This window comes from Rhodobacter sp. P1_C2, from assembly GCF_056406375.1.
Map to the genome: position 1 here is coordinate 190798 of NZ_JBFUAG010000001.1, position 25662 is coordinate 216459.

Annotated in this window: 23 protein-coding genes; 4 read left to right on the forward strand and 19 right to left on the reverse strand. The window is 65.9% G+C overall.

Annotated features, from left to right (window positions below; translation table 11 throughout):
- Positions 1-73: 73 nt before the first annotated feature.
- Positions 74-973, reverse strand: coding sequence for a LysR family transcriptional regulator (locus AC1DZT_RS00920; RefSeq protein WP_478004707.1), 900 nt, complete (start codon positions 971-973; stop codon positions 74-76).
- Positions 974-1105: 132 nt separating this feature from the next.
- On the opposite strand from AC1DZT_RS00920, the gene AC1DZT_RS00925 reads away from it, so the two are divergent.
- Positions 1106-2035: a VOC family protein gene (locus AC1DZT_RS00925; protein WP_478004708.1), complete on the forward strand. Its 930-nt coding sequence runs from the start codon at positions 1106-1108 to the stop codon at positions 2033-2035.
- A gap of 60 nt (positions 2036-2095) precedes the next feature.
- Complete coding sequence (locus tag AC1DZT_RS00930) at positions 2096-2701, forward strand: alpha/beta hydrolase (RefSeq protein ID WP_478004709.1); 606 nt, start codon at positions 2096-2098, stop codon at positions 2699-2701.
- 5 nt (positions 2702-2706) lie between these two features.
- Here the strand turns inward: AC1DZT_RS00930 and AC1DZT_RS00935 are convergent, their stop codons facing one another.
- The 5 genes from AC1DZT_RS00935 to AC1DZT_RS00955 form a co-directional block, all read right to left on the reverse strand.
- Positions 2707-3177 carry an N-acetyltransferase family protein gene (locus tag AC1DZT_RS00935; protein WP_478004710.1) on the reverse strand — a complete coding sequence of 157 codons (471 nt, stop codon included), beginning with the start codon at positions 3175-3177 and terminating at the stop codon, positions 2707-2709.
- Entirely contained in the window at positions 3174-4049 is an 876-nt protein-coding gene (gene serB / locus AC1DZT_RS00940; protein ID WP_478004711.1) for a phosphoserine phosphatase SerB, read from the reverse strand. The genes AC1DZT_RS00935 and serB overlap by 4 nt, the downstream gene beginning before the upstream one ends.
- Before the next feature lie 184 nt (positions 4050-4233).
- Entirely contained in the window at positions 4234-4539 is a 306-nt protein-coding gene (locus AC1DZT_RS00945) for a PRC-barrel domain containing protein (protein ID WP_478004712.1), read from the reverse strand.
- A gap of 80 nt (positions 4540-4619) precedes the next feature.
- Positions 4620-4784, reverse strand: coding sequence for a DUF3309 family protein (locus AC1DZT_RS00950; protein WP_478004713.1), 165 nt, complete (start codon positions 4782-4784; stop codon positions 4620-4622).
- A gap of 134 nt (positions 4785-4918) precedes the next feature.
- Positions 4919-5092: a CsbD family protein gene (locus tag AC1DZT_RS00955; protein WP_478004714.1), complete on the reverse strand. Its 174-nt coding sequence runs from the start codon at positions 5090-5092 to the stop codon at positions 4919-4921.
- A gap of 204 nt (positions 5093-5296) precedes the next feature.
- Between AC1DZT_RS00955 and AC1DZT_RS00960 the strand changes: the two genes are divergently transcribed.
- Positions 5297-5782, forward strand: a complete 486-nt coding sequence (locus tag AC1DZT_RS00960; RefSeq protein ID WP_478004715.1) for a hypothetical protein — start codon at positions 5297-5299, stop codon at positions 5780-5782.
- A 42-nt stretch (positions 5783-5824) separates the two neighbouring features.
- Here AC1DZT_RS00960 and AC1DZT_RS00965 read toward each other — a convergent pair whose 3' ends face one another.
- Positions 5825-7588 carry a cobalamin-dependent protein gene (locus tag AC1DZT_RS00965; RefSeq protein ID WP_478004716.1) on the reverse strand — a complete coding sequence of 588 codons (1764 nt, stop codon included), beginning with the start codon at positions 7586-7588 and terminating at the stop codon, positions 5825-5827.
- Between the two features lie 82 nt (positions 7589-7670).
- On the opposite strand from AC1DZT_RS00965, the gene AC1DZT_RS00970 reads away from it, so the two are divergent.
- On the forward strand, positions 7671-8429 hold the full coding sequence (locus AC1DZT_RS00970) for a pyrroline-5-carboxylate reductase family protein (protein ID WP_478004717.1): 759 nt from the start codon (positions 7671-7673) through the stop codon (positions 8427-8429).
- Here the strand turns inward: AC1DZT_RS00970 and cobA are convergent.
- From cobA to AC1DZT_RS01030, 12 genes are all read right to left on the reverse strand, one after another.
- Entirely contained in the window at positions 8426-9286 is an 861-nt protein-coding gene (cobA, locus tag AC1DZT_RS00975) for a uroporphyrinogen-III C-methyltransferase (protein WP_478004718.1), read from the reverse strand. The genes AC1DZT_RS00970 and cobA overlap by 4 nt on opposite strands.
- Positions 9283-11910: a molybdopterin-dependent oxidoreductase gene (locus AC1DZT_RS00980; RefSeq protein ID WP_478004719.1), complete on the reverse strand. Its 2628-nt coding sequence runs from the start codon at positions 11908-11910 to the stop codon at positions 9283-9285. The genes cobA and AC1DZT_RS00980 overlap by 4 nt, the downstream gene beginning before the upstream one ends.
- A complete protein-coding gene (nirD, locus tag AC1DZT_RS00985; protein WP_478004720.1) occupies positions 11907-12239 on the reverse strand; it encodes a nitrite reductase small subunit NirD in 333 nt (110 codons plus the stop codon). The genes AC1DZT_RS00980 and nirD overlap by 4 nt, the downstream gene beginning before the upstream one ends.
- A complete protein-coding gene (gene nirB / locus AC1DZT_RS00990) occupies positions 12236-14686 on the reverse strand; it encodes a nitrite reductase large subunit NirB (RefSeq protein ID WP_478004721.1) in 2451 nt (816 codons plus the stop codon). Before nirB ends, nirD begins: the two co-directional genes overlap by 4 nt.
- 9 nt (positions 14687-14695) lie before the next feature.
- Positions 14696-15628 (reverse strand): GAF domain-containing protein, encoded by a 933-nt coding sequence (locus tag AC1DZT_RS00995; protein ID WP_478004722.1) that lies wholly within the window; start codon positions 15626-15628, stop codon positions 14696-14698.
- Positions 15625-17268: an ABC transporter ATP-binding protein gene (locus AC1DZT_RS01000; protein ID WP_478005074.1), complete on the reverse strand. Its 1644-nt coding sequence runs from the start codon at positions 17266-17268 to the stop codon at positions 15625-15627. Before AC1DZT_RS01000 ends, AC1DZT_RS00995 begins: the two co-directional genes overlap by 4 nt.
- A 4-nt stretch (positions 17269-17272) precedes the next feature.
- Positions 17273-18355 (reverse strand): ABC transporter permease, encoded by a 1083-nt coding sequence (locus AC1DZT_RS01005; RefSeq protein ID WP_478004723.1) that lies wholly within the window; start codon positions 18353-18355, stop codon positions 17273-17275.
- 10 nt (positions 18356-18365) lie between these two features.
- The gene (locus AC1DZT_RS01010; RefSeq protein WP_478004724.1) at positions 18366-19724 is read right to left on the reverse strand and encodes a CmpA/NrtA family ABC transporter substrate-binding protein; all 1359 of its coding nucleotides are present in this window, start codon (positions 19722-19724) and stop codon (positions 18366-18368) included.
- Between the two features lie 244 nt (positions 19725-19968).
- Entirely contained in the window at positions 19969-21150 is a 1182-nt protein-coding gene (locus tag AC1DZT_RS01015; protein WP_478004725.1) for a CmpA/NrtA family ABC transporter substrate-binding protein, read from the reverse strand.
- Positions 21147-21731, reverse strand: a complete 585-nt coding sequence (locus tag AC1DZT_RS01020; protein WP_478000589.1) for an ANTAR domain-containing response regulator — start codon at positions 21729-21731, stop codon at positions 21147-21149. Before AC1DZT_RS01020 ends, AC1DZT_RS01015 begins: the two co-directional genes overlap by 4 nt.
- Before the next feature lie 156 nt (positions 21732-21887).
- Positions 21888-23687, reverse strand: coding sequence for an NAD(P)-binding domain-containing protein (locus AC1DZT_RS01025; RefSeq protein WP_478004726.1), 1800 nt, complete (start codon positions 23685-23687; stop codon positions 21888-21890).
- A 146-nt stretch (positions 23688-23833) separates the two neighbouring features.
- Positions 23834-25651 (reverse strand): sigma-54-dependent Fis family transcriptional regulator, encoded by a 1818-nt coding sequence (locus AC1DZT_RS01030; protein ID WP_478004727.1) that lies wholly within the window; start codon positions 25649-25651, stop codon positions 23834-23836.
- Between the last annotated feature and the right edge of the window lie 11 nt (positions 25652-25662).

Sequence of the window (25662 nt, forward strand, 5' to 3'; positions counted from 1 at the left end):
TTGCCTTTGAAGCCATAATGACAGTTTTGTCAATATGACTTGAACGACCGTCGGGCGGAAGACTCGGGCTCGCCTACAACGGATGCGTATCTTTGACATGAATCTCGAAAAAATCCGAGAAGGTCGCCACGCGCAGCGGCAGGTGGTCATAGGGCGGGTAATACAGCGTCAGCCAGATGTCGGGCGCCGCCCAGTCGGGCAGGATCTGCACCAGTTGGCCGGCGTTCAGCGCATCCTCGACGATGAAGCGCGGCAAGAGGGTGATCCCCTCGCTCTGCACGGCAAGACGGGCCAAAAGGTCGCCGTTGTTGGCACTGAAACCGCCCTTGGCGGTGTGGCGGCGCTGGCTTGAGCCTTTCGACAGCTCCCAGGTTTCCTCTCGCGCTTCGGACCCGTAGGAGAGGCAGGGGAAATCCGGCAGGTCATCCGGGCTCGAGGGCGTGCCGTGGCGCAGCAGATAGGCGGGCGAGGCGACCAGAATCCGCGGCACCTTGCAGATCTTGCGCCAGACGGTGGACTTGTCGGACGGCGGGCCCGAGATGCGGATGGCGAGGTCGTAATCCTCTTCCACGATATCGACAAAGCCGTCCGACAGGGTCAGCGCCACCCGTGTCTGCGGATGCAGCGCCGCGAACTGTGACAGGACGGCAGGCAGGACCTTGATCCCCAGCGACATCGGCGCCGAGATCCGGATCAGCCCCGAGGTCAGGCCATGCTGTTCCTGCGTATCGCTCGCGGCATCGGCCAGCCCGCGCGCCAGCGGCGCCACCCGTGCCGCATAGACCGCCCCGGCCGAGGTCAGCGAAACCTGCCGCGTGGTGCGCAACAAAAGCTGGACGCCCAGCCGATCCTCCAGCGCCGCGATGGTGCGGGTGACGGCGGCAGGCGTCATCGACAACTGCCGCGCCGCGCCGGAAAAGCTGCGCTGCTCGGCCACGGCCAGAAAGGTGCGGATGGATTCAAGCTCTCCCATCCCGGCATTATTACACAGAGGGCAATAATATATGCAAGATTATGCTCATTCTGTTCGGCCCCGCTTTGCCCCATCTTCGGAGGCAGAGAAAGACGGGCCGATGCCCCGCCACAGAGCAAAAGGAACCAAGCCATGCTGACCCAGATCAAAGGCCTGCACCATGTCACCTCGATGGCGGCGGATGCACAGCAAAACAACGATTTCTTCACCAAGACCCTCGGGTTGCGCCGGGTGAAGAAGACGGTCAACTTCGACGCGCCGGATGTCTATCACCTCTATTATGGCGACGAGGTGGGCACGCCCGGTTCGGTGATGACCTATTTCCCCTTTCCCCATATCGTCAAAGGCCGTCGTGGCGCGGGCGAGGTGGCCGAGACCGTGTTCTCGGTGCCGAAAGGTTCGCTTGGCTACTGGAAAGAGCGCCTGGTGCAACAAGGCGTCGCCGGTCTGAAAGAGGGCGAAAGCTTCGGTGAAAAGCGCCTGCGCTTCTTCGGCCCCGATGGCGATGGCTTCGAGCTGACCGAGGTCGCCGATGACACACGCGCCGCCTATGCCGGTGGCCCGGTCCCTTCGGCCGAGGGCGTTCACGGCTTCCATTCGGCCACGATGCGGCTGCGCGATGGCGGCGCCACGGGCGAGCTGTTGCAGTTCATGGGTTATGACAAGATCGACACCCAGGGCGATGTGACCCGCTATGGCATCAAAGGCAATGGCGCGGATTTCATCGACCTGGAGGTGCTGCCCGGTGCCGCCCCGGCCCGGCAGGGCGCAGGCTCGGTCCACCACATCGCCTTTGCGGTGGAAAACCGCGCCGCCCAGCTGGAGGTCCGCAAGGCGCTTCTGGATACCGGCTATCATGTCACCCCGGTGATCGACCGCGACTATTTCTGGGCGATCTATTTCCGCACGCCGGGCGGGGTTCTGTTCGAAGTGGCGACCAACGAGCCCGGCTTTGACCGTGACGAGGATACCGCCCACCTCGGCCAGGCGCTGAAACTGCCGACCCAGCACGCCCATCTGCGGAGCCAGCTGGAAAGCATCCTGCAGCCGATCGTCGACTGAACCCAACCAACTCAAGGCCTGCCGGTGCGACCGGCAGGCCCCCGCACAGGAGCTTTTCCGATGTCCATGACCCTTTATCCCCATCTTGCCAAAGACCCCGCCAAGGGGCAGCCGCTGGTCTTCGCCTTTCACGGCACGGGCGGCGATGAACACCAGTTCTTCGGCCTGATCGAACAGATCCTGCCCGAGGCCGGCATCGTCTCGCCCCGTGGTGATGTGTCCGAACATGGCGCCAACCGCTTCTTCCGCCGCACCGGCGAGGGCGTTTACGACATGAAGGATCTGGCGGTCCGCACCGAAAAGATGGCGAACTTCATTCGCGCCCACAAGGCCGCCCATCCCGGCGCGCCGGTCTATGCCTTGGGCTATTCCAACGGTGCCAATATCCTCGCCTCGGTCCTCTTGGAAGCGCCGGAGCTGTTTGACCGCGCCGTCCTGATGCATCCCCTGGTGCCGTGGTCGCCCGCGGCCAATCCTGGCCTGAAGGACAAGCAGGTGCTGGTCACCGCCGGCAAGCGCGACCCGATCTGCCCCCTGCCCCTGACCGAAACGCTGGTGCGCTACCTCAAGGCGCAGGGCAGCCAGGTGGATCTGGTGCTGCATGAGGGCGGCCATGATGTCCGGCAGGAAGAACTGGCCGCGATCGGCGCCTTCCTGCGGGCGTAAAGCCCCTAAGCCAGGTCGAAGCGGCGATGCCTGCGCCCGACGACCTGGCCGTTCTGCAGCGCGAAGTCAGGCTCATAGCCGCAATCGACAAAGCCCGCCCGGGCGTAAAAGGCGAGGCCAGGCACATTGTCGGCGCGGATGCTGGCGATGATCGTCGCCACGCCGGCCTGTTTCGCGAGGTCTTTGGTCAGGGCGAAAAGGTCGCTGCCGACCCCCTTGGCCTGGATGCCGGGTTGGACGAAGGTGCCGATATGCGCCTCGCCCTGCCAATCGCCGATGGATTGCCAGCCGATGACCCGGCCCGCCTCCTCCGCCACGACCGAGGTGATGACTGCGGGGCCGTCGATGTAATGCTCCCGCACGCTGGCCGCGGTCTTTGGCCACTCATGCGCCGTGGTGCCGCCGATGGCGATGATCTCGTTCATGATCGCGGTCATGGCGGTTGCATCCGCCGGCAGGGCCTTGCGGATGATCATGCGGCAAAATCTTCCCGCGCATAGCCCTGCAGGTAAAGCAGCGCCGTCAGATCGCCGTGGTTGACCCGCACCTCGCACTGCGCCGCGACCGAGGGCTTGGCATGAAGCGCCACGCCCGTGCCCGCCAGCCCCAGCATCCCCAGATCATTGGCCCCATCCCCCACCGCAATCGCATCGGCGACCGAGATGCCAAGCCGGGCCGAGATCTGCTCCAGCGCCTCGACCTTGGCCTGTTTGCCAAGGATTGGCATAGCGACCTCGCCGGTCAGCTTCCCATCCTCGATCAGCAGGGTATTGGCGCGGTTCTCGTCAAAGCCCAGAACCCCGGCGATTTTGGCCGTGAAGGCGGTGAAGCCGCCCGAAACCAGCGCGCAATAGGCGCCATGGGCCTTCATCGTCGCCAGAAGCACCTTGCCGCCGGGCATGAGGGTGATCCGGTCGCGGATCACATGGTCGATCACGCTGGCCGACAGACCCTTCAGGAGGCCCACGCGTTCCTTCAGCGCCGCCTCGAAATCCAGCTCGCCATTCATCGCGCGGGCGGTGATGGCGGCGACATGGGCACCGACACCGGCCTCGTCCGCCAACTCGTCGATGCATTCCTGTTCGATCATGGTGGAATCCATGTCGGCGATCAGCATCCGCTTGCGGCGGCCCTCTTCCGGCTGGATCACCAGATCAAGGCCCAGACCCTGCATGGCCTGCCAGACCTCCCAACGGTTTTCCGGCAGGGACTCGATGGCGAATTCCGCCGCCACGCCGGGATCGAGCCAGCGCGCATCGCCGCCGCCCCAGGCATTGCGCAGGCTTTCCACCGTGACACGCTCCAGAATGGGACGGTCGGGATGGGTCAGTAAAGTTACGATCGGCATTGTCAGGGTCCCGGTCCGTTGCAACGTCAGGCGAAAACACGGTCTTCGCGGTGCAGCCGGGGTTTACGCCGAATTTTCGCCCCGCGCCAGCCGGGCAAGATGCCTGCCTGCGGGGGCGTGATCGCCCATTCTCCGCTGGCGGAGGAGGGGCGATCACCCTGTGCCTTGCCCTTTCGGGCCGGGATCAATGCGCTTCGTGGCCGTGTTCGGGCATGGCCTTGACCTGATCCTTGGTCAGACGGGTCTTGCCATGCACCGAACCGTCGTCATTGCGCATGAAGACCATGTCGGTGACCGGCATCATCACCGCTTTCGCGCCAAGGCCGAGAAAGCCGCCGACCTCGATCACGACCTTGCTGTCGGGACCCAAGCCATGCACATGGCTGACCGTGCCGATCAGGCTGTCGCCGTCGCCGTAGATCTTGGCGCCGGTCAGGGTTTCGGGAACAAAATCAATCGCATCAATCACGACATTGTTGGAATGGTCCATGGGTTTTCTCCTGAAATGGAAAGCGCGCCGGGCCTTGAGGGCCCGGCTTGAAGGGGGCGTGCCCCGGAAAAAGCGGCCTGTCAGATGCGCCCGGTCAGCATCAACACGACGATGACGATCAGCAGCACACCCAGAACACCGATGCCGCCATGGCCAAAGCCGTAGCCATAGCCGCCGAACCGGCCGCTGAAGCCGCCCGCCAGAAAGATAACAAGCAGAATAATCAGAATGGTGCCGATCGACATGGTATGGATTTCCTTGATGAAACAAGGCATCCCAGCGATGCCTTGGTCTAGGGACCCCTGGCGAGGCGGGTTGCCCCGCCAGAGATCGTGCCGAAATTGGCTGTATCATGGGGCGCGCAACGGGGCGCGCCGGATCATTTCTCTTTGAGCGAATCCTTCAGCCCGCCGATGGCATTCTGCACTTTGCCCTCGACCTGCTGTGCCTTGCCCTCGGTGGTCAGCTTGGCATCGCCAACGACCTTCCCGACGGTTTCCTTTATCTTCCCGGCGGCGACTTTTGCTGCACCGGCGACGCGGTCCTTGTCCATAATCGTTCTCCGACTGAAGGGCCCCCAAGCTGGGGCTCATCCCATCAGCTAGCGCGGTTTTTCCGAAAGGGTACTGATCCGCCTCAGGTTTTTTTCATGGGCCGGATTTTGTACCGCAAAAGTCGGGCGGAACCGTTTGCCCCCGCCGTACGTTGTCTTGGCATATCCGGGCCACAGTGGACCCGGCAAACTGGAGGATTTTCCATGTCCCGTTTTCTTCTGACCACCGCTTTCGCCAGCATGCTGATTGCCGCTCCCGCTTTTGCCGAAGCGCCGAAGGTGTCGACTGTCGAAGTCTCCATCGACATGGAGGCCATCACCAACAAGGCCGCGGGCGAGCGTTACACCCATATCGCCGATGACCTGACCAATGCGATCACCGGGCTGCTGGCCGGCCGGATCGACAAGGACGGCGAGAAGATCAAGATCGACCTGAACGAGGCCGAGCTGAGCAATTCCTACACCGAGGCGACCGGCATGGCCGACACGCATCTGGAAGGCAACGTCAACGTGGCCAATGCCAATGACAGCGCCAACCTGCAGACCTACAACATCAAGGTCGACGTGAACCAGGCCAAGGCCTTCCTGCCTTCGGATATCGACATGACGACGCTGAAGGCTTCCAGCGACGAATATTACAAGTCGATGATCTCGGCCTTCGCCCAGACCGTGGTGAACGAGCTGAAATAAGGCGCTGCGGCGGGTCTCCCTGCCAGCATCCTGCAAGGGCCGTCAGCTTGTGCTGGCGGCCCTTTTGCTGTTTGCCAGATCCTCCAGCGTCGCCAGCATGTCATCCAGCCCGGCGCAGGGCCTTGCGCCAAGCGCCGCGATCTCGGCCGAGACATCGACCGGCAGGCCGGTGTTCGACTCCGCCGGAACCTCGTTGAGCTTGCCGCCGACCAGCACCGGCATCGCGGCACCCCGCGCTTCCAGCGCGGCCAGAACCGCCCTCGCATAACGGCGCGCCACGCCGTTATAGGTTGAAATGGCCAAAGCATCGGCCCCCAGCGCCAGGGCGCGGTCAACCAGCACCTCGGCATCGACCGAAACCCCGCCGTCCAGCACGGTGACCCCCAGCCCGGTCAGCGCGCGTTCCACCAGATATTTGCCATGCTCATGCACATCCGAAGTGCCGACGCAGACCTTCAGCCCGGCTGGTGCAATCCGCGCGGCGGTTTGCGGTTGGGCCGTAACCCAGTCCCGCGCCATATGATCCAGCTCACGCGCCCATTCGGCAAGGATCTCGGGCCTGCGCCGCAGATCCAGCATCGGGCCGGGGCCGAAAGCGGCCTCCAACCGGCGCGGGCCCATCCGGCGGATCGCCAGCATCAGCTGCGCCGGATCGGCACAATCGACCCCAAGCCGGCCCAATCCCGCCAGTACCGCGGCCGCAAAGCGCCGCCCGCCCGCGACCATCCGCGCGGCCAAAGCCTCCACCACCGGCCAATCGACGAGGGCGGCATGCATCGGCGCATGTTGGCCCAGACGATGGGCGAAAGTCTGCGCATCGATGATCTCGTCGGTATCGGGGATGCGCTGGTTTTCGGTCACCGGCACCGGGTTGACCGCATGGCCGGTCGGCCAGCGCCCCAGCGCCATCATGTCGGGCAGCAGATAGCTCGCCAGGCTCGCGTAATTCCCGGCCTCGGTCGACTGGTAGCTGACGGTATTGCCGAAGATCATCGTCCCCGGCGTGTCGCTGACCGTGGCGAGCGCCGCATGAAAGGCCATCCGTGACAGGGGATCGGAGAAATGGTGGCCATAGCAATGCGCCAAGGGCGCGCCGATCAACCCCTCCACTATGTGCTTTTCGATCAGCACCATGCCAAGGCTGCAGCACATGTCCTGGAACAGCCCGGCAAAGCCGTCGTCCAGGTTGGAATGCACCAGAACCGCGCCATCCTGCGCCGCGATCAGGCCAAGCGCGGTCACCGTCGCCTCGGTCGTGGCGACATCGTCATCCCAGCCCGGCAGGCGGAAGGTGAAATATTGCCCAAGATTGCCAAGCGAGGTCGCCCCGGCGGCAATCGCCGCCTTGGCATTGTCCAAAGCGCCGGGCAGGCCCAGCATGAAGTCCCCAAAATGCATGGCTGAAGGCACCGCCCCGGTGATGCGGGCGAAATCCTCGGGGCCGGAGAGGACGATCCCGGTGGCCCGCGCCGCCGTGGCGCGCATTGCTTGCGGATAGCCCATCGACCAATCCAGCGTGATGCCGAAGCGGTCCACCGTCACGCCGCGTTCGGCACAAGTGCCATGCACCTCGCGGATCGCCTCCAGCGTCCGGTCGACGCTGCGAAAGCCGATGTGGGCGTGCTGCATCACCCGCCCCGTGACGCTTGCCTTGTAGGCCACCTCCGAGGCAAAGCCGCTGGCGGCCATGAAGGCGCTGCGACCCAGACGCCAGTCGCGCGCCAACCCGCGCCCCTCGGCCAGAAGATCGGCCCCGGCGCGCAGCCGGGCCGGGACGAGAGAGGGCAGATCGGGTAGGTCGTACATCTTCGCACCTTGAGGGCTCGCAAAGCCTCTGGACAGCCTAGCCCCGCCCGGCTTTGCTGCGCAAGCATATCAGGAGGTTACCATGGTCACCGGCATCATCGGCGTGGGTCATCTGGGCAAGATCATGGTCGAGGCTCTGCTGGCGGCAGGCCATGCGCCCGAAAGCCTGCTTCTGTCGTCCCGCGGCAAGGCGGAGGGTTTGGCGCGGACGCATGGGCTGCGGCTGGCGGTGGACAATGCGCAGGTGGTGACGCAGGCCGATCTGGTGCTTCTGGCGGTGCGGCCCCGGGATGCGGTGGCGGCGGTCACCGGCCTGCCTTGGCGGGCGGGGCAAAAGCTGGTCTCGGTCTGTGCCGGGGTTCTGGTCGGCCAACTGGCCGCCGTCCTGCCGCAGGGCGTTTCCGTCCACCGTGTCATGCCCTTGACCGCCGCAGCCCAAGCCGCCAGCCCGACCACGCTTTACCCCGACGATCCCGAGGTGGCGACTTTGCTTAAGGCCTTCGGCCCGGTGCTGCCCTTGGCCTCGGAGGCGGAGTTCGAGACGGCCACCGTCTCTGCCGCCGTCTATGGCTGGGTGCAAAAGCTGGTGCAGCTGACGGCGGAATGGTCCACGGCGCAGGGCCTGCCGGCCGAAACCGCCCGCCAACTCGCCGCGCTGACCACGGTCGCGGCAGGCCGCAACGTCGCCGACAGCCCCCTCAGCATGGCGGTGCTGCTGGAAGAACTCGTCACCCCCGGCGGCATCACCGAACGCGGGCTGATCACCCTGCAGGAGGCCGGCGCGCTGAACGCCTGGGAGGTGGCCTGCGATGCGGTCAAGGCCAAGCTCGCCGGGCGTTAGGCGCTGGCAAAAACCTCGGTTTTGGCCATGACAGAGCCTGTTTCCATCGGCCAGCGGATCAACAATATGGCCGGGTTCAGGTTGGCCTGCCCGGCGCAAAGCGCACCCAGACCCTGCAAACTGCCGCGCAACACACGCTGCTGAGGCGTCTGCGCGTGGGAGATCACCTCGACCTCGCAGGCCGCGGGCCAGCCCGAGACCATCATCCCCGCCTGCATCGCGGCAGCCCCCGCCACACCCATGTAACAGGCGAGCGTCGTGCCCGGCGCGGCGCAGGCGCTCCAGTCGGTCACATCGCCCTCGCGCCGGTGGCCGGTGGCGAAGACGACGCGCTCGGTCACGCCGCGTTCGGTCAGGAAACTGTCGGCGGCGGCGGCGGCGGCACAGGCCGCGGTGACGCCCGGCACGATCTGCCAGGGGATGCCGGCGGCGCTCAACGCCTCGGCCTCCTCGGCGCCTCGGCCGAAGATGCCGGGATCGCCGCATTTCAGGCGGACGACCTCTTGCCCCTGCAGGGCCGCCGCGACCAGAGCCGCGTTGATCTTGTCCTGCGGCACGCTGTGATGGCCCGGCGCCTTGCCGACCGAAATGCATTTTGCGCCATGTTTGGCATGATTGAGCAGCTCCGGATCGGCGAGCCGGTCGTAGAAGATCACATCCGCCGCGGCGAGGGCGCGCATGCCGCGCAGGGTGATCAGATCGGCCGATCCCGGCCCGGCGCCCAGAAGGGTCACCTTGCCAAGCACCCGCCCGGCCCGCGCGCGGCGCTGCGGGAGGGCGGGCAGGATCACCTCCTCGCACCAGTGGCGGAAGGCCGAAACGAGTCCGAGCAGCGGGGCTTGGGCGGTGCGGATCATTCGGCGGCCTCCTTCAGGCAGGATTTGGCGAGCAGGGCGTTCAATTCCGGGCGGCACGACCCGCAGGAGGTGCCCGCCCCCAAAAGCGTGCCGATTTCGGCGACGGAGCGGGCCGCACCTGAGCCTATTGCCGCCAAAATCGTGTTCCGCCCGACCGAGAGGCAGGCGCAGACCATCGGGCCGGGATCGGGCTGATCGGCCCCCGGCGCCCCGGCGAGCACCTGTTTCGGCGCCTCGGCGGCGATCTGGGCGGCGAGGTGGTCGCGCGACAGGGCGACGGGCGCGGGCCCCGCGAAAAGCGCCGCGATCAGGCGGTCGCCGTCGTGAAAGGCCAGCCGGACCAGACCCTTGGCGCGGTCCTCGACCATCGAGGGTTCGATGCTGGGCAGGTCGAACAGGGCCTTGGCATAGCGCACCCAATCCGCGGGCGTCTGCAAACCGGCCAATTCCACCCGCCAGCCGCCCTTGATCCGCGTTCTGGCCCAGTAGTCGGCCTGAGGCTCCAATGCGGCGGCGCTGACGGCAAAGCCGTACCAGGCGGCCGGAAACCGGCTGAGCCGCACCGCCGCCGCCTTGCTTTCCGGCTGGCCCGAGATCGGATCGACCAGACCCGGCACCAAGGCGTCGATCCGCGCCTGCGAGGCAAGCTCGGCCGTCCAGTGCATCGGCGCGAAGACCTCGCCCGGGGCGGCCTTTTCGGTGATGAGGGCGCGCAGGATCGCCTGGCCCTGGGCATTCTCGACCCGGACCAGATCGGCGGGGGCGATCCCCAGATGGGCGGCATCGTGCGGGTGAAGCTCGACGAAGGGTTCGGCGAGGTGCTGGCCCAGACGCGGCGATTTCGCGGTGCGGGTCATGGTGTGCCATTGGTCGCGGATCCGCCCGGTGTTGAGCCGGAACGGCGCCTCGGCCTGCAAAGGCGCGGGCAGGCGCGGGGTGACCGGCACCATGCGGGCGCGGTGATCGGCAGTGTGGAACCGCCCCGCACCAAAGAAGCGCCCGCCCTTCTGTCTTACGTTCTGCGGCCAGGTAAAAGGCTCTAACACCGCATAATCGGCACTGGTCACGTCCTTGAGTTCCGAGATGTCGAAGTCTCTGCCAAGCCCGCCTGCCACACCCGACAGGGCGGCATATTCGGCAAAGACGGCGGCGGCATCGGGCCAGTGGAAGGCGGCTTTCCACCCCATCCGCCGCCCGACCTCGGCCAGGATGCGCCAGTCGTCGCGGGCCAGGCCGGGGGCGGTCAGGGTCCGGCGCTGGCGGCTGATCGTGCGGTCGGAGTTGGTGACGGTGCCCTCTTTCTCGCCCCAGGCGGTGGCGGGCAAGAGCACATGGGCCAGCCGTGCGGTATCGGTGGCAGAGGTCACATCCTGCACCACGACGAAGGGGCAGGCGCGCAGGGCCTCGGCCACGGCATCGGCATCGGGCATCGAGACGACGGGATTGGTGTGGATGATCCAGATCGCCCTGATCCTGCCCTCCCCCACGGCGCGGAACATGTCGACCGCCTTCAGGCCGGGCTTGTCGGCCATGGCGGGGCTGGCCCAGAAGCCCTGAACGGCGTCGCGGTGGGCCTTGTTCTCGATCTCCAGATGGCAGGCGAGCATGTTGGCCATGCCGCCGACCTCGCGCCCGCCCATCGCGTTGGGCTGGCCGGTGACCGAGAAGGGCCCCATGCCGGGCTTGCCGATCCGCCCGGTGGCGAGGTGGCAGTTCAGGATCGCGTTCACCTTGTCGGTGCCGCTGGAGGATTGGTTGATGCCCTGCGAATAGACGGTGACGACCTTTTCGGTCTGCACCCACATCTGGCAGAACAGGGCGAGGTCGGCCGGGTCCAGCCCGGTCATCGAAGGATCGGTGGCAAGGGCGGCCGTGATCGCCTCCTCCAGCCCGGTGACATGGGGCAGGAAATCGGGGCAGACCGCGGCCGCATCGGCGATGGCCAGCAGAAGCGCGTTAAAAAGGGCGGCATCAGAGCCGGGGGCGAGCGCCAGATGCAGGTCGGCAATGTCGCAGGTCGCGGTGCGGCGCGGGTCGATCACCACGATTTTCATCTCGGGCCGGGCAAGCTTGGCGGCGGCGAGGCGCTGGTACAGAACCGGATGGCACCAGGCGAGGTTCGATCCGGTCAGCACGACCAGATCGGCCAGCTCCAGATCCTCGTAAAGCCCCGGCACGGTATCGGTGCCGAAGGCGCGCCTGTGGCCCGCCACCGAAGAGGCCATGCAAAGCCGAGAGTTGGTGTCGATATTGGCCGCCCCGATGAAGCCCTTCATCAGCTTGTTGGCGACATAGTAATCCTCGGTCAGAAGCTGACCCGAGACGTAAAGCGCCACCGAATCCGGCCCGTGTTCGGCGACCACGGATCGGAACCGCTCGGCCACGAGGGTCAGGGCCTCGTCCCAACCCGCTTCGCGCCCATGGATGCGCGGGCTCAGCAGGCGGTCGTCCAGCCCCAAAGTCTCGCCCAAAGCCGTGCCTTTGGAACAGAGGCGGCCCTTGTTGGCCGGATGGTCGGGGTCGCCCTTGATGGCGAGACCGCCCTTGCCATCCGGGGTTGCCAGCACCCCGCAGCCGACGCCGCAATAGGGGCAGGTCGTCTTGATCGGGGTGCCGGGCGTCATGCGGCCACCCGTTTTGCCAGGCGGGCGGTGTCGAGGATCAGGCGCCCCGCCTCGACCTTCACCGGATAGGTCGCGATTTCGCCCTTGTCGGCGCCCTGGGCGAGGCCGGTTTCCAGCGAGAAGACCCAGGAATGCAGCGGGCAGGTGACGGAAGTGCCATGCACGATGCCCTCCGACAAAGGCCCGCCCTTGTGGGGGCAGCGGTCGGCGGTGGCGAAGACCTCATCCGAGGCGGTGCGGAACACCGCCACGCAACCCGCCGCGGTTTTCACCACCCGTGCGCCCTGGCGCGGGATGTCGTCGAGATGTCCAATGTCCAGCCAGCTCATTCTGCAGCCTCCAGCGACAGGTCGGTGAGAGGGGCCCATTTGGCCCGCTCGGCGGGTTTGGCGTGTTCGGCCCAGGGATCGACTTGGTAGACCGATTGCGAGACCATGAAGCGGTCGTACAAGGCCTTGCGGTTCTCGGTGTCGGCGATCTGTTCCTGGCACCAGTCCAGGCCGACCTTGTCGACCCATTTGTAGATGCGGTGCAGGTAGCGGGCGTTTTCGCGGTACAGCTGGACGAAGGCGGCGACGACCTCCATCACCTCGGCCTCGGTCGTGGCCTTGCAAAGCGGGATGGTCTCGCGCACGTCCATCCCGGCGGCGCCTGCGACGCTGATCTCGTAGCCTGAGTCAACGCAGACGATGCCGACATCCTTGCAGGTCGCCTCGGCGCAGTTGCGGGGACAGCCCGAGACGCCGAGTTTCACCTTGGCCGGCGTCCAGGACCCCCAGAGCAGCTTTTCCAGCTTGATCCCCAGACCCGTGCTGTCCTGCGTGCCAAAGCGGCAGAACTCGCTGCCCACGCAGGTTTTCACCGTCCGCAGCCCCTTGGAATAGGCATGGCCCGAGACCATGCCGGCATCGTTGAGGTCGGCCCAGATCGCCGGCAGATCCTCTTTCTTCACGCCCAGAAGGTCGATGCGCTGGCCACCGGTGACCTTGACCATCGGCACCTTGTACTTGTCGGCGGCGTCGGCGATGGCGCGGAGTTCGTCGGGCGTGGTGACCCCGCCCCACATCCGCGGCACGACGGAATAGGTGCCGTCCTTTTGAATGTTGGCGTGGTTGCGCTCGTTCACGAAACGGCTCTGGCGGTCGTCCTGGTAGTCCAGCGGCCAGTCGGACAGAAGGTAGTAGTTCAGCGCCGGCCGGCAGGAGGCGCAGCCGCCCGAGGTTTTCCAGCCCAGTTCCTGCATCACCGCCGGAATGGATTTCAAGCCCTGGGACTTGATCAGCCGCCGCACATCCTCGTGCGTGTGGTCGGTGCATTTGCACATCGGCGGGTTGGTGTTGGCCTTGAAACCGTCGCCCAGCGTCAGCGCCATGACCTGTTCGACCAGCCCGGTGCAGGTGCCGCAGGAGGAGCTTGCCTTGGTCTGGGCGCGCACCATGTCCAGCGTGGTGGCGCCGCCTTGGATGGCCGTTACAATCTTGCCCTTGCAGACGCCGTTGCAGCCGCAAATCTCCGCCTCAGGCGGCAAGGCTGCAACGGCCGCCAGAGGGTCCGCGGTGGCCCCCCCCTGGAACGCCGGGCCAAAGATCAGCGTGTCGCGCATGGCGGAAATATCGGTGCCATCCTTGATGAGGCCGAAGAACCAGCTGCCATCGGCGGTGTCGCCATACATGACGGCGCCCAGAAGCTTGTCGCCCTCGATCACCAGGCGCTTGTAGATACCGCGGCCGGGATCGCGGAAGACGATATCCTCGCGCCCCGGTGCATCGGCGAAGTCACCGGCAGAGAAGAGGTCGACGCCGGTCACCTTCAGCTTGGTCGCAGTCTGGATCGGTCGGAAGGTCGCAGCCTCCCCCGCGAGGGTCTGGGCCAGCACCTTGGCCTGATCGTAAAGCGGGGCGACGAGGCCGAAGAGTTGCTTGTTATGCTCGACACATTCGCCGACCGCAAAGATCGCGGGGTCAGAGGTGCGCATCTGGTCATCGACCACGATGCCGCGCCCGACCTCCAGATGCGCGTCATTGGCCAGACGCACCTCGGGGCGGATGCCGACGGCCATGCAGACCAGATCGGCGGGATAGATCGTGCCGTCTTCCAGAAGCACCGCCTCGACCGAATCATGGCCCAGAATGGCCTTGGTCGAGCCTTTGCAATGCACCTTGATGCCGCGGCGTTCGAGGTCCTTCTGCAAGAGATAGCCCGCCGCCGGGTCAAGCTGGCGTTCCATCAGATGGCCGGAGAGGTGGATGACGGTGACCTCCATGCCACGCAGGCGCAGGCCGGCGGCGGCTTCCAGCCCCAGAAGACCGCCGCCGATCACCACGGCCTTGGCATCGGGTTTGCCGCAGGCCGCGATCATCTTGTTGGTGTCGTCCAGATCGCGGTAGGCGGTGACCTGCGGCAGATCCTTGCCCTGCACCGGCACGATGAAGGGGGCCGAGCCGGTGGCGATCACCAGCTTGTCGTAGGGCGTCTCGCCCTTGGCGGTGTGGATGGTCCTGGCTTCGCGGTCGATGCCGGTCACAGGCTCGCCAAAGCGGCAGGTGATGCCCTGCGCCGCATACCAGGCGGCGTCGTGGGTGACGATCTCCTCATAGGTCTTTTCGCCCGACAGCACCGGGGACAGCATGATGCGGTTGTAATTGCCCCGCGGTTCCGCGCCGAAGAGGGTGATCTCATAGGACCCCTTGGCAAGGTCCAGCAGGTTTTCCAGCATCCGGCCCGAGGCCATGCCAGCGCCGATGACGACCAGTTTTTCCGTCGATTTCTGTTCCACGGCGACCTCTCAGAGATACCAGGCGACGACGAAGGCAAGTTCGGCGCCGCGGTGAAGGGGAAGGGCCAGCATCGCGGTGTAACCCGCAGCCAGACCCGGAGAATTGCTCTCGATGACCGGAAGGCCGGTGGCCAGAACCTGGCCGATCTGCCCCTTCCAGGCCGAGACGCGGCGCGGGTTGTCTTCATCCCACAGGGGGCCCTCGCGTTCGCAGATGCCGTCGATCAGCACGGCCTCGCCGGTCTTGCCGACTCGGGCGGCGCGGGCGTCCCAGATCTCGAACCGGCGGGCGATGGGGGTGCCCTTGGCGGACAGAAGGGCGAGGACATAGGTCGCCCCGCCCGGCGCCGGAACCGGCAGGCCAAGCCCGGTGGACAGCCCCGCTTTGCCCGCGCTTTCGGCACGGACAAAGCCGTAACCCGCCCCCAGATCGCGCATCAGCATCGGCATATTGGCCGCCCAGACCCCGCCCGGCAGACCCTGACCCCGCGCAAAGGCGGTGTGCTGGGTGACGAACTCGAACTCCTTGGCCGCGCCGAAATAGCCATCGTCCAGCGTCAGGCTGCCCGCCTTTTCAACCCAGACCTCCAGCGCGCCGATCCTGTCGCCGCCATCGGCGCAGAAGATCACCAGAACGGCTTTCAGCACCTCGCCGGCAAAGACCGGCATGGCGACGGCGGCGGTCAGGCCCGCGGCCTTGGCCGCCTCGGCCCGGCGGAAATAGCTGCCGTCGAAGCCTTTGAGCACCACCGGCCGCGCCTCGGCCCAGGCCTTGCCGGGCAGACCTTCGCCCTTGGCAAAGCTTTCGCGGCCCGAGGCTTCGGCAAAGCCCTCATGCGCGCCGTAATTGCCGGCGTGGAGGATCAGCTTGCCGTCCTCGGGCACCCAGACCTCGGCCACTTCGATGAAGGTGGGGGTGGTTTCCTGCATCATGTCCATCATGCCGCGTCCTTCTTCTTGGCGCGGCCATGTTCGTATTCCTCAAGGAATCCCATGATTTCAGCGCGATAGGTGTAATAGTCCGGGTGATCCAGCAGGGCGCGGCGGGTGCGCGGGCGGGGCAGGTTGACCTCGGTGATCTTGCCGATGGTGGCGCGCGGGCCGTTGGTCATCATCACCACGCGGTCGGCCAGAAGGATCGCCTCGTCCACATCATGCGTCACGCAGACGGCGGTGACCTTGGTGCGGCTCCACACCTCCATCAGCACCTCCTGCAATTCCCACCGCGTCAGGCTGTCGAGCATGCCGAAGGGCTCATCCAGCAGCAGCAGTTTCGGCGACAGGGCAAAGGCGCGGGCGATGCCGACGCGCTGGCGCATGCCGTTAGACATGTCCGAGGCCTGACGGTCCATCGCATCGCCAAGGCCGACACGCTCCAGGTAGTATTCCACTACCTCCTGCCGTTCGGCTTGCGTGGCCTTGGGATAGACCTTGTCCACCCCGATGGCGACGTTCTGCTTGGCGGTGAGCCAGGGGAAGAGGTTGGGCGACTGGAAGACCACGGCGCGTTCGGGATCGGCGCCTTCGACGTGGAAACCGTCGAGCGTGATGGCGCCCTGGCTGATCGCGTTCAGCCCCGCCGTCATCGACAGGACGGTGGACTTGCCGCATCCCGAATGGCCGATCAGGCTCACAAATTCGCCGCGCTTCAGGGTCAGGTTGAAATCCTCGACCACGGTGAGGGGGCCTTTCGGCGTCTCGTAGACCTTGTGAAGTTGGGAATAGTGCAGATAGCGCGCCTCGAGCGGCGAGGCGGCGGCGCGTTTGTAGGCGCCGGGGATCGCGTGGCGCGGCGTGACAGCGGGCAGAAGCCGTGTCTCGGGCAGTTTGGACGCGATGCCGACATCCATGAGGTAAGCGGTGACGGCAGAGCGCAGCTCCTTGAACTGCCCGTGGTCGAGTGCTGTGCGGTCGCGCGGGCGCGGCAGGTCGACGGCAAAGCTTTCACCCAGCGTGCCATCGGGGTTCAGACAGATGATCCGGTCGGCGAGGATCAGCGCCTCGTCCACGTCATTGGTGATCATCACGGCGGTGCGCCGGTCGGCCCGCCAGATCGCCTCGATCTCCGAGGCGACATTGGCGCGCGTCAGGGCATCGAGCGCGGAGAGCGGTTCGTCCATCAGCAGCACTTCGGGCTGCATGGCCAGGGCGCGGGCCACGGCGACGCGCTGGCGCATCCCGCCGGACAGTTCCGCCGGGCGACGCTCGGCCGCATGCGACAGGCCGACCATCTGGATATAGCGGGAAACTTCCGCCGCGCGTTCGGCCTTGGTCCCCTTGTGGGTGGCGTCCACCGCCAGCTGGATATTCCCGGCGACGGTCAGCCAGGGCATCAGGGCATAGGACTGGAAGACCAGCCCACGCTCCGGCCCCGGGCCGGTGACGGGCGCGCCCTTGAAGCGCACCTCGCCCGTGTCGGGCAGGGTCAGCCCGGCCATCAGGTTCATCAGCGTGGTCTTGCCCGAGCCGGAGAAGCCGAGGAGGACGAGGAACTCACCCTCCGCCACCGAGAAGGTCAGGTCGCGCAGGACGGGCGTATCACCGAAGCCCTTGGAGACATGCGAGAATTCAAGAATGCCCATCATGTCACCGGTTGTTCGTGAAGGTGAAGAGGGATTGCAGCGCGAACATCACCCGGTCCAAGGCAAAGCCGATGATGCCGATGGTCAGAACGGCCACCATGATCCGGGCCAGGCTGTCGGCGGAACCGTTCTGGAACTCGTCCCAGACGAATTTGCCGAGGCCGGGGTTCTGCGCCAGCATTTCCGCCGCGATCAGCACCATCCAGCCAACGCCCAAGGACAGCCGCAGCCCGGTGAAGATCAGGGGCAGCGCCGAGGGCAGCACCAGCTTGGTGATCCGGGTCCAGAGGCTCAACTTCAGGACGCGGCCCACGTTGACCAGATCCTTGTCGATCGAGGCCACGCCGAGTGCGGTGTTGATCAGGGTCGGCCACATCGAACAAAGCGTCACTGTGACCGCGGAAACCAGGAAGCTTTTCGGCAGCGTGCCGGCATAGGTGGCCGAGATCACCATGGTGACGATCGGCAGCCAGGCCAGCGGCGAGACCGGCTTGAAGATCTGCACCAGGGGGTTCAGCGCCGCATTGGCGGTGGGCGAAAGGCCCGAGAGGATGCCCAAGGGCACCGCGATCAGCGTGCCGATCAGGAAGCCGAGGAAGACCGTCTTGATCGAGGTCAGGATCTGGCCCGGAAAGGTCGGCTTGCCGGCATAGGTGCGGTTCTTGACCTCTTCCGGCTTGCCCTCGGCGATCAGGGCGGCGTTCTTCTCGGCCTGTTTGGCGTAGAAGTCGGCCTCTTTCTGCGCCTCGACCACCGCATCGGCGCGCAAGACGCCGACCTGTTCCCAGACCTGCACCGGCCCGGGAATGGCGCCGAGCGAGGTTTGCACCGTGGGCGCCAGGGCCGCCCAGAGCATCAGGAAAGCCACGATGGCCAGCACCGGCACCACGGCCAGACGCCAGATCTCCTTGACCTGGCCGCGGGGGTTGTCGCCGGCCAGGACCCGCCCGATCGGCGTGATCCAGGCCAGACCGAGGATCTTGAACCAGGGGTCGCAGCGATTGATGAACCGCCGCAGCCTTTCGGGAGTGCTTGCCACTTTCGCGGCGCCGTCTTTCGGCATTTCTGCGGGGTCCAGAGCGGTCATGTCATGCCCCTCAGTTCTGCACGGCGCCATCGGCGACGGTCTGGCCGTCCTTCAACCCGATGGTCAGGCTGTCGATATAGGCGTTGGGCTTGGTGCCGTCGTAGGTGATGTGGTCGATGAAATCGCTGCTCGGGTCCTTGTAGCCATCGGCGTCGAAGTCGAAGTCGGTGGCCTTCGCCTTGCCTTCGGCGATCAGTTCCTTGGCGGCTTCTTCATAGATCGCGGGCTTGTAGACCGACTTGGCGGTCTCGTCATACCAGGCGTCCGGGTGCGCTTCGGCGATCTGGCCCCAGCGGCGCATCTGGGTCAGGTACCAGACGGCGTCCGAGTAATAAGGGAAGGTCGCGTTGTAGCGGAAGAAGACGTTGAAATCGGGCTCGGCGCGCTTGTCGCCCTTTTCAAATTCAAAAGTGCCGGTCATCGAATTGGCGATGACGGCCTTGTCGGCGCCGACATATTCCTTGCGGCTGAGGATCTCGACCGCTTCGGCGCGGTTGGCGTTGTTGTTCTCGTCCAGCCACATGCCGGCGCGGATCAGGGCCTTGGTCAGGGCGATCATGGTGTGGGGGTTGGCTTCGGCGAACTCGGCGGTGACGCCGAAGACCTTCTCGGGGTTGTTCTTCCAGATGTCATTGTCGGTGACCACTGGCACGCCGATGCCCTTGGCGACGGCGGCCTGGTTCCACGGCTCGCCCACGGCATAGCCGTCGATCGTGCCGGCTTCCATCGTGGCGGGCATCTGCGGCGGCGGGGTGACCGAGATCAGGACCTGCGCCTCGGTCTGGCCGGCCACGTCGCCGGGCTGGTAATAGCCGGGGTTGATGCCGCCGGCAGCCAGCCAGTAGCGCAGTTCGTAATTGTGGGTCGAGACCGGGAAGACCATGCCCATGTTGAAGGGCTTGCCGGCTGCGGCATATTCGTCGAGCACCGGCTTCAGGGCTGCGGCGGAAATCGGGTGTTCCGGCTTGCCATCGGCGCCCATCTTGAGGGCGGGCTTCATCGCCTCCCACACGGCGTTCGACACGGTGATCGCGTTGCCGTTCATGTCCATCGAAAAGGCGGTGACCAGGTGGCCCTTGGTGCCATAACCGATGGTCGAGGCGATGGGCTGGCCTGCCAGCATGTGCGCGCCGTCGAGTTCGCCATCCAGCACGCGGTCCAGAAGGACCTTCCAGTTCGATTGCGCTTCCAGGGTGACGGACAGGCCCTCATCCTCGAAGAAGCCCTTTTCCTTGGCGATGGCGAGGGGGGCCATGTCGGTCAGCTTGATGAAGCCGAGCGTCAGCTGGTCTTTCTCGATTCCGGCGGTTTCGGCGAAAGCGGGGGTGGCGAGGCAGGTGGTCAGGGTGAGGATATGGGCAAGACGCATGGATCAGCTTCCCGTTTTACCCCGAAGCGGGGTGATGAAATGGAAAAAGCCGCATGGAGCCGCTGCCTTGACAGGCACGGTTCCAAGCGGCGTTGCTCGGCTTTCCCTCAGCTTTGGGGGAACGCGGTGGGACATCGTTGCCCCTAGCGTTACGTTCAATTGGCATGTGCCGCGGCGCGGCGTCAACGGTTGTGTGGGGTCCGGGGTCGTAAAGTTTCATGCTTCAGCCCTCATGCACAAATCTTCAGCGGAACGGCTCGGTCGGGTCGAAAACCTTGGCATCAAAGAAACGATCCGGCGGCAGAATCAGTCTGCCCTGGGCCGAGGGGGCGGCGGTCGGGACGGCCAAAGCCCCCTCCAGCTTGTCCGAGGCGCTGGGGAGGGCGGCACCGGCAAAGCGCAGATGCTGGCGGTAAAGGTCGCTGCGAAAGACGGCGCGGGCGGCGGCGATGGCGGGTTCGGGGTCAAGGCCGTGGCGCAACGCGAGGCGCGCGCCGATCCAGCTGGCCTGACTGCGCCAGGGGAAATTGGCGGCCCCGGCGTGGAACTCGATGAAGCCGGGCACCCGGCGCTCCTGCCCGTCGGCAGAGATCAGCAGCCGCCCGGTCAGCACCCTTTCGATCACCTCGGGCGGCAGGGCCAGACGGCCGGGGGCGGCCAGAAGGTCGGAGGCCACGCTGAGGTTGTCGGCCTGACCCAGCCAGCGCCCGGCCCGCCAGATCGCCCGCATCAGGCCGCCGGCCAGCCCCGGTTCGGCCTCGGCCCAACCGGCGCGGGTGGCCAGCACCTTTTCCGGCGCAAAGGCCCAGATTGCCGAGCCCGGCAGCAGCAGCATCCCGGCGCCGCTGTCCACCGCGACCGAGCCGCGCGGTTCACCGACGCAGAAGGCGTCGATCTCGCCCGCCGCCAGCGCCTCTGCCATGCGGGGCGGGGCGACGGTGCTGATGTGCAGGCCCTCGGGCAGGGCCTGGCCCAGACCGGCCAGCCAGTAATGGATCAGTTCGGCATGCATCGAGAAGGGGAAGGGCACGCCGATCCGCAGCCTTTCTCCCGCCGACGCCAGCAGGGCCAGCCCGGCGGCCCGCGCATCCTTGAAGTCGAAGACATAGCCCGAAGCCTGCATCCGCGCCGCCAGTTTCGCCGAAACCCCGATGGCATCGCCATTGACGTTCAGGACCATCAGCGCCTCGAACTTGGCCGCGCTGCCGCCAAGGCCGATGGCGCTGGCCACCGGCAGGGGGGAAAGCATATGCGCCGCCTCGACCTGACCCAAAGCCAGCATGTCGCGCAGGGTGGCCCAGCTTGGCGCGGGTTTGAGGTCCAACTCCAGCCCTTCTTCGGCGGCAAAGCCGAGCGCATCGGCCACGAAGAGGGGGGCCGCATCGACCAGCGGCAGATAGGCGAGGGAGAGGCGCGTGACGCTCATTTCAAAAGCTCCGTCGCCATGACGAGGGCCTGCGCCATGTCGACCAGCTTCTTGCCCTGATCCATCGCGCCCTTGCGCAAGAGGGCATAGGCCTCTTCCTCGCCGATGCCGCGCGCCCGCATCAGGATGCCCTTGGCGCGGTCGATGACCTTGCGTTCCTCCAGGGCGCGGCGGGTTTCGGCCAGTTCGACCCGCATCTTCTGCACCATGTGAAAGCGGGCGATGGCGGCGTCGAGGATCGGTTTGATCCGCTCACCGCGCAGCCCGTCGACGACATAGGCCGACACCCCGGCCTCGATCGCGGCCTTGGTCAGGGTGCTGTCGGAATTGTCGACGAACATCGCCACCGGGCGCTCCATCGGCGCGGAGGCGAGGGTGAGATCCTCCAGCACATCGCGCGAGGGGTTGCCAGCGTCGATCAGCACGAGGTCGGGGTTGCGTTCGGCGATGCGGCGGGCAAGGCCGATGTCTTCGGAGATGACGAAAACGTCCAGCTCACCCGCCTCGCGCAGGCCCTCGACGATCATCAGCGCCCGTTCCCGGTCTTTTTCGACCACAACGATGGAGAGTCCCTTGGCCATGATCCTGTCCACCGCGATTGCTGCGTTGCGGCAAGGGGTGGATGCGGGGAAGCCGGGATAGCGCGGAATAATGCCTGAAATATAATCAAAGACGCGAGCATTGGCCCAAATAAAAGGCGTCCGCCCCGGCCTGATGCGGCCGGGGCGGGGAGGGTGTCAGCCGAGCAGATAGGTCTCCGGCATGCCGTAAACCGGGGTGTCGAGCCCTTCCATCCTTGCCTTCAGCTGCAGGGACAGGAACTGCGAGTAATGGCGCGACTGGTGCAGGTTGCCGCCGTGGAACCACAAGGCCTCCTGCTGGGTCGGCTTCCACATGTTGCGCTGTTCGCCGACCCAGGGGCCCGGGTCCTTGGTGGTGCCAGAGCCGAGGCCCCAGCATTTGCCCACCTTGTCGGCGACATCCTTGCCGATCAGATCCGCCGCCCAGCCGTTCATCGAGCCATAGCCCGTGGCATAGACGATCACATCGGCGGGCAGCACCGTGCCATCCTCCAGCACCACGGCGTCTTCGGTGATCTCCTTCACATTGCCATGCGCCAGCTTGATCTTGCCGTCGATGATCAGCTGGCTGGCGCCCACGTCGATGTAATAGCCCGAGCCGCGGCGCAGGTATTTCATGAAGAGACCCGAGCCGTCATCGCCCCAATCCAGCCAGAAGCCCGCCTTTTCCAGCCCGGCATAGAAGTCCGCATCCCGCTCGCGCATCTGGTTATAAAGCGGGATCTGGAATTCATGCAGGATCTTGTAGGGCAGGCTGGCAAAGATCATGTCGGCCTTGTTGGTCGTCATGCCGCCCTGCACCGCCTTTTCGGAATAAAGCGCGCCCATGCCGATATCCATCAGCGTGTCCGACTTGACGATATGGGTCGAGGAGCGCTGGACCATCGTCACATCGACATCGTTTTCCCACAGCGCCGCGCAGATATCATGGGCGGAGTTGTTCGACCCGATCACCACGGCTTTCTTGCCCTTGTAGGCATCCGGCCCCGGGTGTTTCGACGAATGGTGCTGGTCGCCCTTGAACTTCTCCATGCCCGGATATTTCGGCATGTTCGCCTTGGCCGACATGCCGGTGGCCAGCACCAGTTGCTTCGGCTTCAGCGTCACCTCTTGCCCGTTGCGGTCAACGACCACGGTCCATTCCTTGGTCGCCTCGTCGAACTTGGCCGATTTGCAGGTGGAACTCGACCAGTAATTCAGCTCCATGATCTTGGTGTACATCTCCAGCCAGTCGCCGATCTTGTCCTTGGGGGCGAAGACCGGCCAGTTCGGCGGGAAGGGCAGGTAGGGCAGATGGTCGTACCAGACCGGGTCATGCAGGCAGAGCGATTTGTAGCGGTTGCGCCAGCTGTCGCCAGCGCGGGGGTTCTTTTCCAGGATGATCGTCGGCACGCCCAACTGCCGCAGCCGGGCGCCAAGGGCGATGCCGCCCTGACCGCCGCCGATGATGAGGACATAGGGCTGTTTGGTATAGCCAAGCTCGCGCGCCTCGGCCTCGCGCTCTTCGGCCCAGGACATCCGGTGCTTGCCCGCGCCATGTTTGGCGCCAAGCGGGCGGTCATAGCCGAGCGGTTCCTCGAAGCCCTTCAGCTCCACCATCGTGGTGAGCAGGGTCCAGATCTTGCCGTCCTTCAGCCGGATCAGGCCATAGCCGCGCGCCAGTTCGGTCTCGAAGCTGATCCAGGCGGTGGTGATGCCGCCCTCCTCGCTGGCGGTCTCGCCCTCGGCCACGCGCCAGTTCGACGGTTTGGTCGTGGCAAGCTGGTGGCGCAGCATGTCGGCCACCTGTGCCTTGCCTTCGACGGTTTTCAGATTCCAGGTGAAGGTGACCAGATCGCGCCAATAGCAGTCGTCCTGGAACATCTCGGTGGCGCGGGCGATGTCACCGGCGGACAAGGCGGCGCCGAAATCCTCCAGGAACGCTGCGACCTGATCGGTCGTCGTTGCATCAAGCATGGGTTTCCTCCCTCAAGTTCTCCCAAAGCCGAGACTGCAACGTTTCGTTACAGGGTTGCAGGGAAAATGCGGGTTTTCGCCGGGCGTGCCGCGAAAGGCGGCGGGCGTGTTGCGCGGCGCAACGGCGCGCAACAGGCGGCAACAGGTCAGTTGGGGCGCATCAGGCCCAGGCGCTGCACCCGGCGCAGGATGGTCGAACGGTCGACCCCCAGCCGCCGCGCCGCCAGCGCCATGTTCCAGCCGCAGGCCTCCAGAATCGCCTGCAATGCGGCGCCCTCATCCTCGGCGGCGGGCTTTTCGGGCAGGGAGGGCGGCGGCAGGTCGGGCAGGTCGATGACGGGGGATTCGGCGAGGGCCACGGTCACATCCAGCGTGTGCATCAGCTCGCGGATATTGCCGGGCCAGCTGCGCGCCTGCAGATCGGCCTTGGCGGCCGGGCTGATCCGGTAGCTTTCGGCGCGGCCATGGGTGCGCTGGCGGAGCAAGCGGTCCAGAAGCCAGTCGAAATCCTGCCGCAGCCGGAGGGGCGGCAGCGACAGCGTCGCCCCGGCCAGCCGGAAGAACAGATCGCGGCGAAACAGGCCCTGCCGCACCCTTTCGGCCAGATCCTGCTGGCTGGAGGCGATCAGCCGCAGCCGCAGCCGCCCGGCCCCGGTGGGCAGGCCCTCGCCCTCGGTCAGAAGGCGCAGGAGGTGGCCCTGCACCGGCGGGGACAGATCGCCGACCTCGTCGAGGAACAGCGTGCCGCCCTCGGCCAGCGCCTCGGCCCTTTTTCCCAGCAGCGCCTCGTCCAGCCCGGCTTCGGACAGGGCGGCACAAGTCAGCGAAACGAAGGGCCGGCTGCCCGGCGTGGCGGTATGGATCGCCCGGGCCAGCCTTTCCTTGCCGGTCCCCGTCTCGCCCTGGATGAGCAGCGGCACCCCGGTCGGCGCCAGCCGGGCCGCATCGCTGAGCAGGCGGCGCAGGGTCGGGTCATTGCCGCTGAAGCTTTGCAACACGGCGGGCAGGCTTGGCGCCTGTGCCGGGCGCAGCACCGGCCCGGTATGGGGGGCGATGGCATGGCCATAAAGCGCCCGGCCATCGCGCAGGTGGATCACCCGGTCCTCGGTCGGGCGGCCGCGCATCAGTTCGGGCATGTCGTCGATGGTCAGATCGAAGAAAGCGTCGATCCGCTGGCCGAGAAGCGAGCCCTTGATTCCGCCGACCTGCCGCAGGGTCCGTTCTGCCGCATGGGTCATCCCCACCAGCCGCCCCGCGCCATCCAAGGCCACGGCGGCCTCGGGGTCGACATCCAGAAACTCTGGCAGGGGGGAAAAGCGCAGCACCCAGTCGCCCCGGCTCAGCGCCATCAGGTTCGCCATCTCGATCCGCCGGGCCGAGGCGCGGACGAGGTTGAGCGCGAGAGTCTGCGACAGTTTTGGCGTGGGGGAGCGCAGAAGCGAGATATCCAGGACAGCGGTCAGCACGCCACTGGTGTCGAAGATCGGCGCGGCGGTGCAGGACAAGGGCGTATGGGTCAGGTCGAAATGGTCGGTCTGGTGGATGGTGACCGGTTCCTGCGTCACCAGACAAGAGCCGACGCCGCAGGTGCCCGCCAGATGTTCCGACCAGTCGGACCCCAGATGCAGGCCCGCCCGGCGCAGTTCATCCTCGAAGCGCATGTCGCCGAAGAAATCCACCGTGATGCCCTTGGCATCGGCCAAGAGCAGGACGTAGTTCTGCCCGGCAACCTGGCGGAACAGCCCCTCCAACCCGCTGCGGGCAATGGCAATCAGGCGTTCGGATTGCTCGCGGTGTTCGCGCAGCTGGGTGTCGGGCACGATATGGGCGGGACTGGGGCGCGAGGGGTCGAGGCCATAAGCCTCAACACAGCGCCGCCAGGATTGCTGGACCAGCCCGTCACGCCCGGTCGAGGCCCCGTTCAGGACCTTGTCGATCTCCGCCAGATGGTCGCGGTCCTGCATTGCCCCTCCCC

What these genes read in the sequence shown, in the direction of transcription:
- AC1DZT_RS00920 (WP_478004707.1), bottom strand. Translation starts at nt 973, where the DNA reads ATGGGAGAGCTTGAATCCATCCGCACCTTTCTGGCCGTGGCCGAGCAG.
- AC1DZT_RS01020 (WP_478000589.1), bottom strand. Translation starts at nt 21,731, where the DNA reads ATGGCCAAGGGACTCTCCATCGTTGTGGTCGAAAAAGACCGGGAACGG.
- AC1DZT_RS01005 (WP_478004723.1), bottom strand. Translation starts at nt 18,355, where the DNA reads ATGACCGCTCTGGACCCCGCAGAAATGCCGAAAGACGGCGCCGCGAAA.
- AC1DZT_RS01030 (WP_478004727.1), bottom strand. Translation starts at nt 25,651, where the DNA reads ATGCAGGACCGCGACCATCTGGCGGAGATCGACAAGGTCCTGAACGGG.
- AC1DZT_RS00950 (WP_478004713.1), bottom strand. Translation starts at nt 4,784, where the DNA reads ATGTCGATCGGCACCATTCTGATTATTCTGCTTGTTATCTTTCTGGCG.
- AC1DZT_RS00930 (WP_478004709.1), top strand. Translation starts at nt 2,096, where the DNA reads ATGTCCATGACCCTTTATCCCCATCTTGCCAAAGACCCCGCCAAGGGG.
- nirD (WP_478004720.1), bottom strand. Translation starts at nt 12,239, where the DNA reads ATGAGCTGGCTGGACATTGGACATCTCGACGACATCCCGCGCCAGGGC.
- AC1DZT_RS00970 (WP_478004717.1), top strand. Translation starts at nt 7,671, where the DNA reads ATGGTCACCGGCATCATCGGCGTGGGTCATCTGGGCAAGATCATGGTC.
- AC1DZT_RS00945 (WP_478004712.1), bottom strand. Translation starts at nt 4,539, where the DNA reads ATGGACCATTCCAACAATGTCGTGATTGATGCGATTGATTTTGTTCCC.
- serB (WP_478004711.1), bottom strand. Translation starts at nt 4,049, where the DNA reads ATGCCGATCGTAACTTTACTGACCCATCCCGACCGTCCCATTCTGGAG.
- AC1DZT_RS01000 (WP_478005074.1), bottom strand. Translation starts at nt 17,268, where the DNA reads ATGGGCATTCTTGAATTCTCGCATGTCTCCAAGGGCTTCGGTGATACG.
- AC1DZT_RS01010 (WP_478004724.1), bottom strand. Translation starts at nt 19,724, where the DNA reads ATGCGTCTTGCCCATATCCTCACCCTGACCACCTGCCTCGCCACCCCC.
- AC1DZT_RS00965 (WP_478004716.1), bottom strand. Translation starts at nt 7,588, where the DNA reads ATGTACGACCTACCCGATCTGCCCTCTCTCGTCCCGGCCCGGCTGCGC.
- AC1DZT_RS00955 (WP_478004714.1), bottom strand. Translation starts at nt 5,092, where the DNA reads ATGGACAAGGACCGCGTCGCCGGTGCAGCAAAAGTCGCCGCCGGGAAG.
- AC1DZT_RS00995 (WP_478004722.1), bottom strand. Translation starts at nt 15,628, where the DNA reads ATGATGGACATGATGCAGGAAACCACCCCCACCTTCATCGAAGTGGCC.
- AC1DZT_RS01015 (WP_478004725.1), bottom strand. Translation starts at nt 21,150, where the DNA reads ATGAGCGTCACGCGCCTCTCCCTCGCCTATCTGCCGCTGGTCGATGCG.
- AC1DZT_RS00980 (WP_478004719.1), bottom strand. Translation starts at nt 11,910, where the DNA reads ATGACGCCCGGCACCCCGATCAAGACGACCTGCCCCTATTGCGGCGTC.
- AC1DZT_RS01025 (WP_478004726.1), bottom strand. Translation starts at nt 23,687, where the DNA reads ATGCTTGATGCAACGACGACCGATCAGGTCGCAGCGTTCCTGGAGGAT.
- AC1DZT_RS00925 (WP_478004708.1), top strand. Translation starts at nt 1,106, where the DNA reads ATGCTGACCCAGATCAAAGGCCTGCACCATGTCACCTCGATGGCGGCG.
- AC1DZT_RS00935 (WP_478004710.1), bottom strand. Translation starts at nt 3,177, where the DNA reads ATGATCATCCGCAAGGCCCTGCCGGCGGATGCAACCGCCATGACCGCG.
- AC1DZT_RS00960 (WP_478004715.1), top strand. Translation starts at nt 5,297, where the DNA reads ATGTCCCGTTTTCTTCTGACCACCGCTTTCGCCAGCATGCTGATTGCC.
- cobA (WP_478004718.1), bottom strand. Translation starts at nt 9,286, where the DNA reads ATGATCCGCACCGCCCAAGCCCCGCTGCTCGGACTCGTTTCGGCCTTC.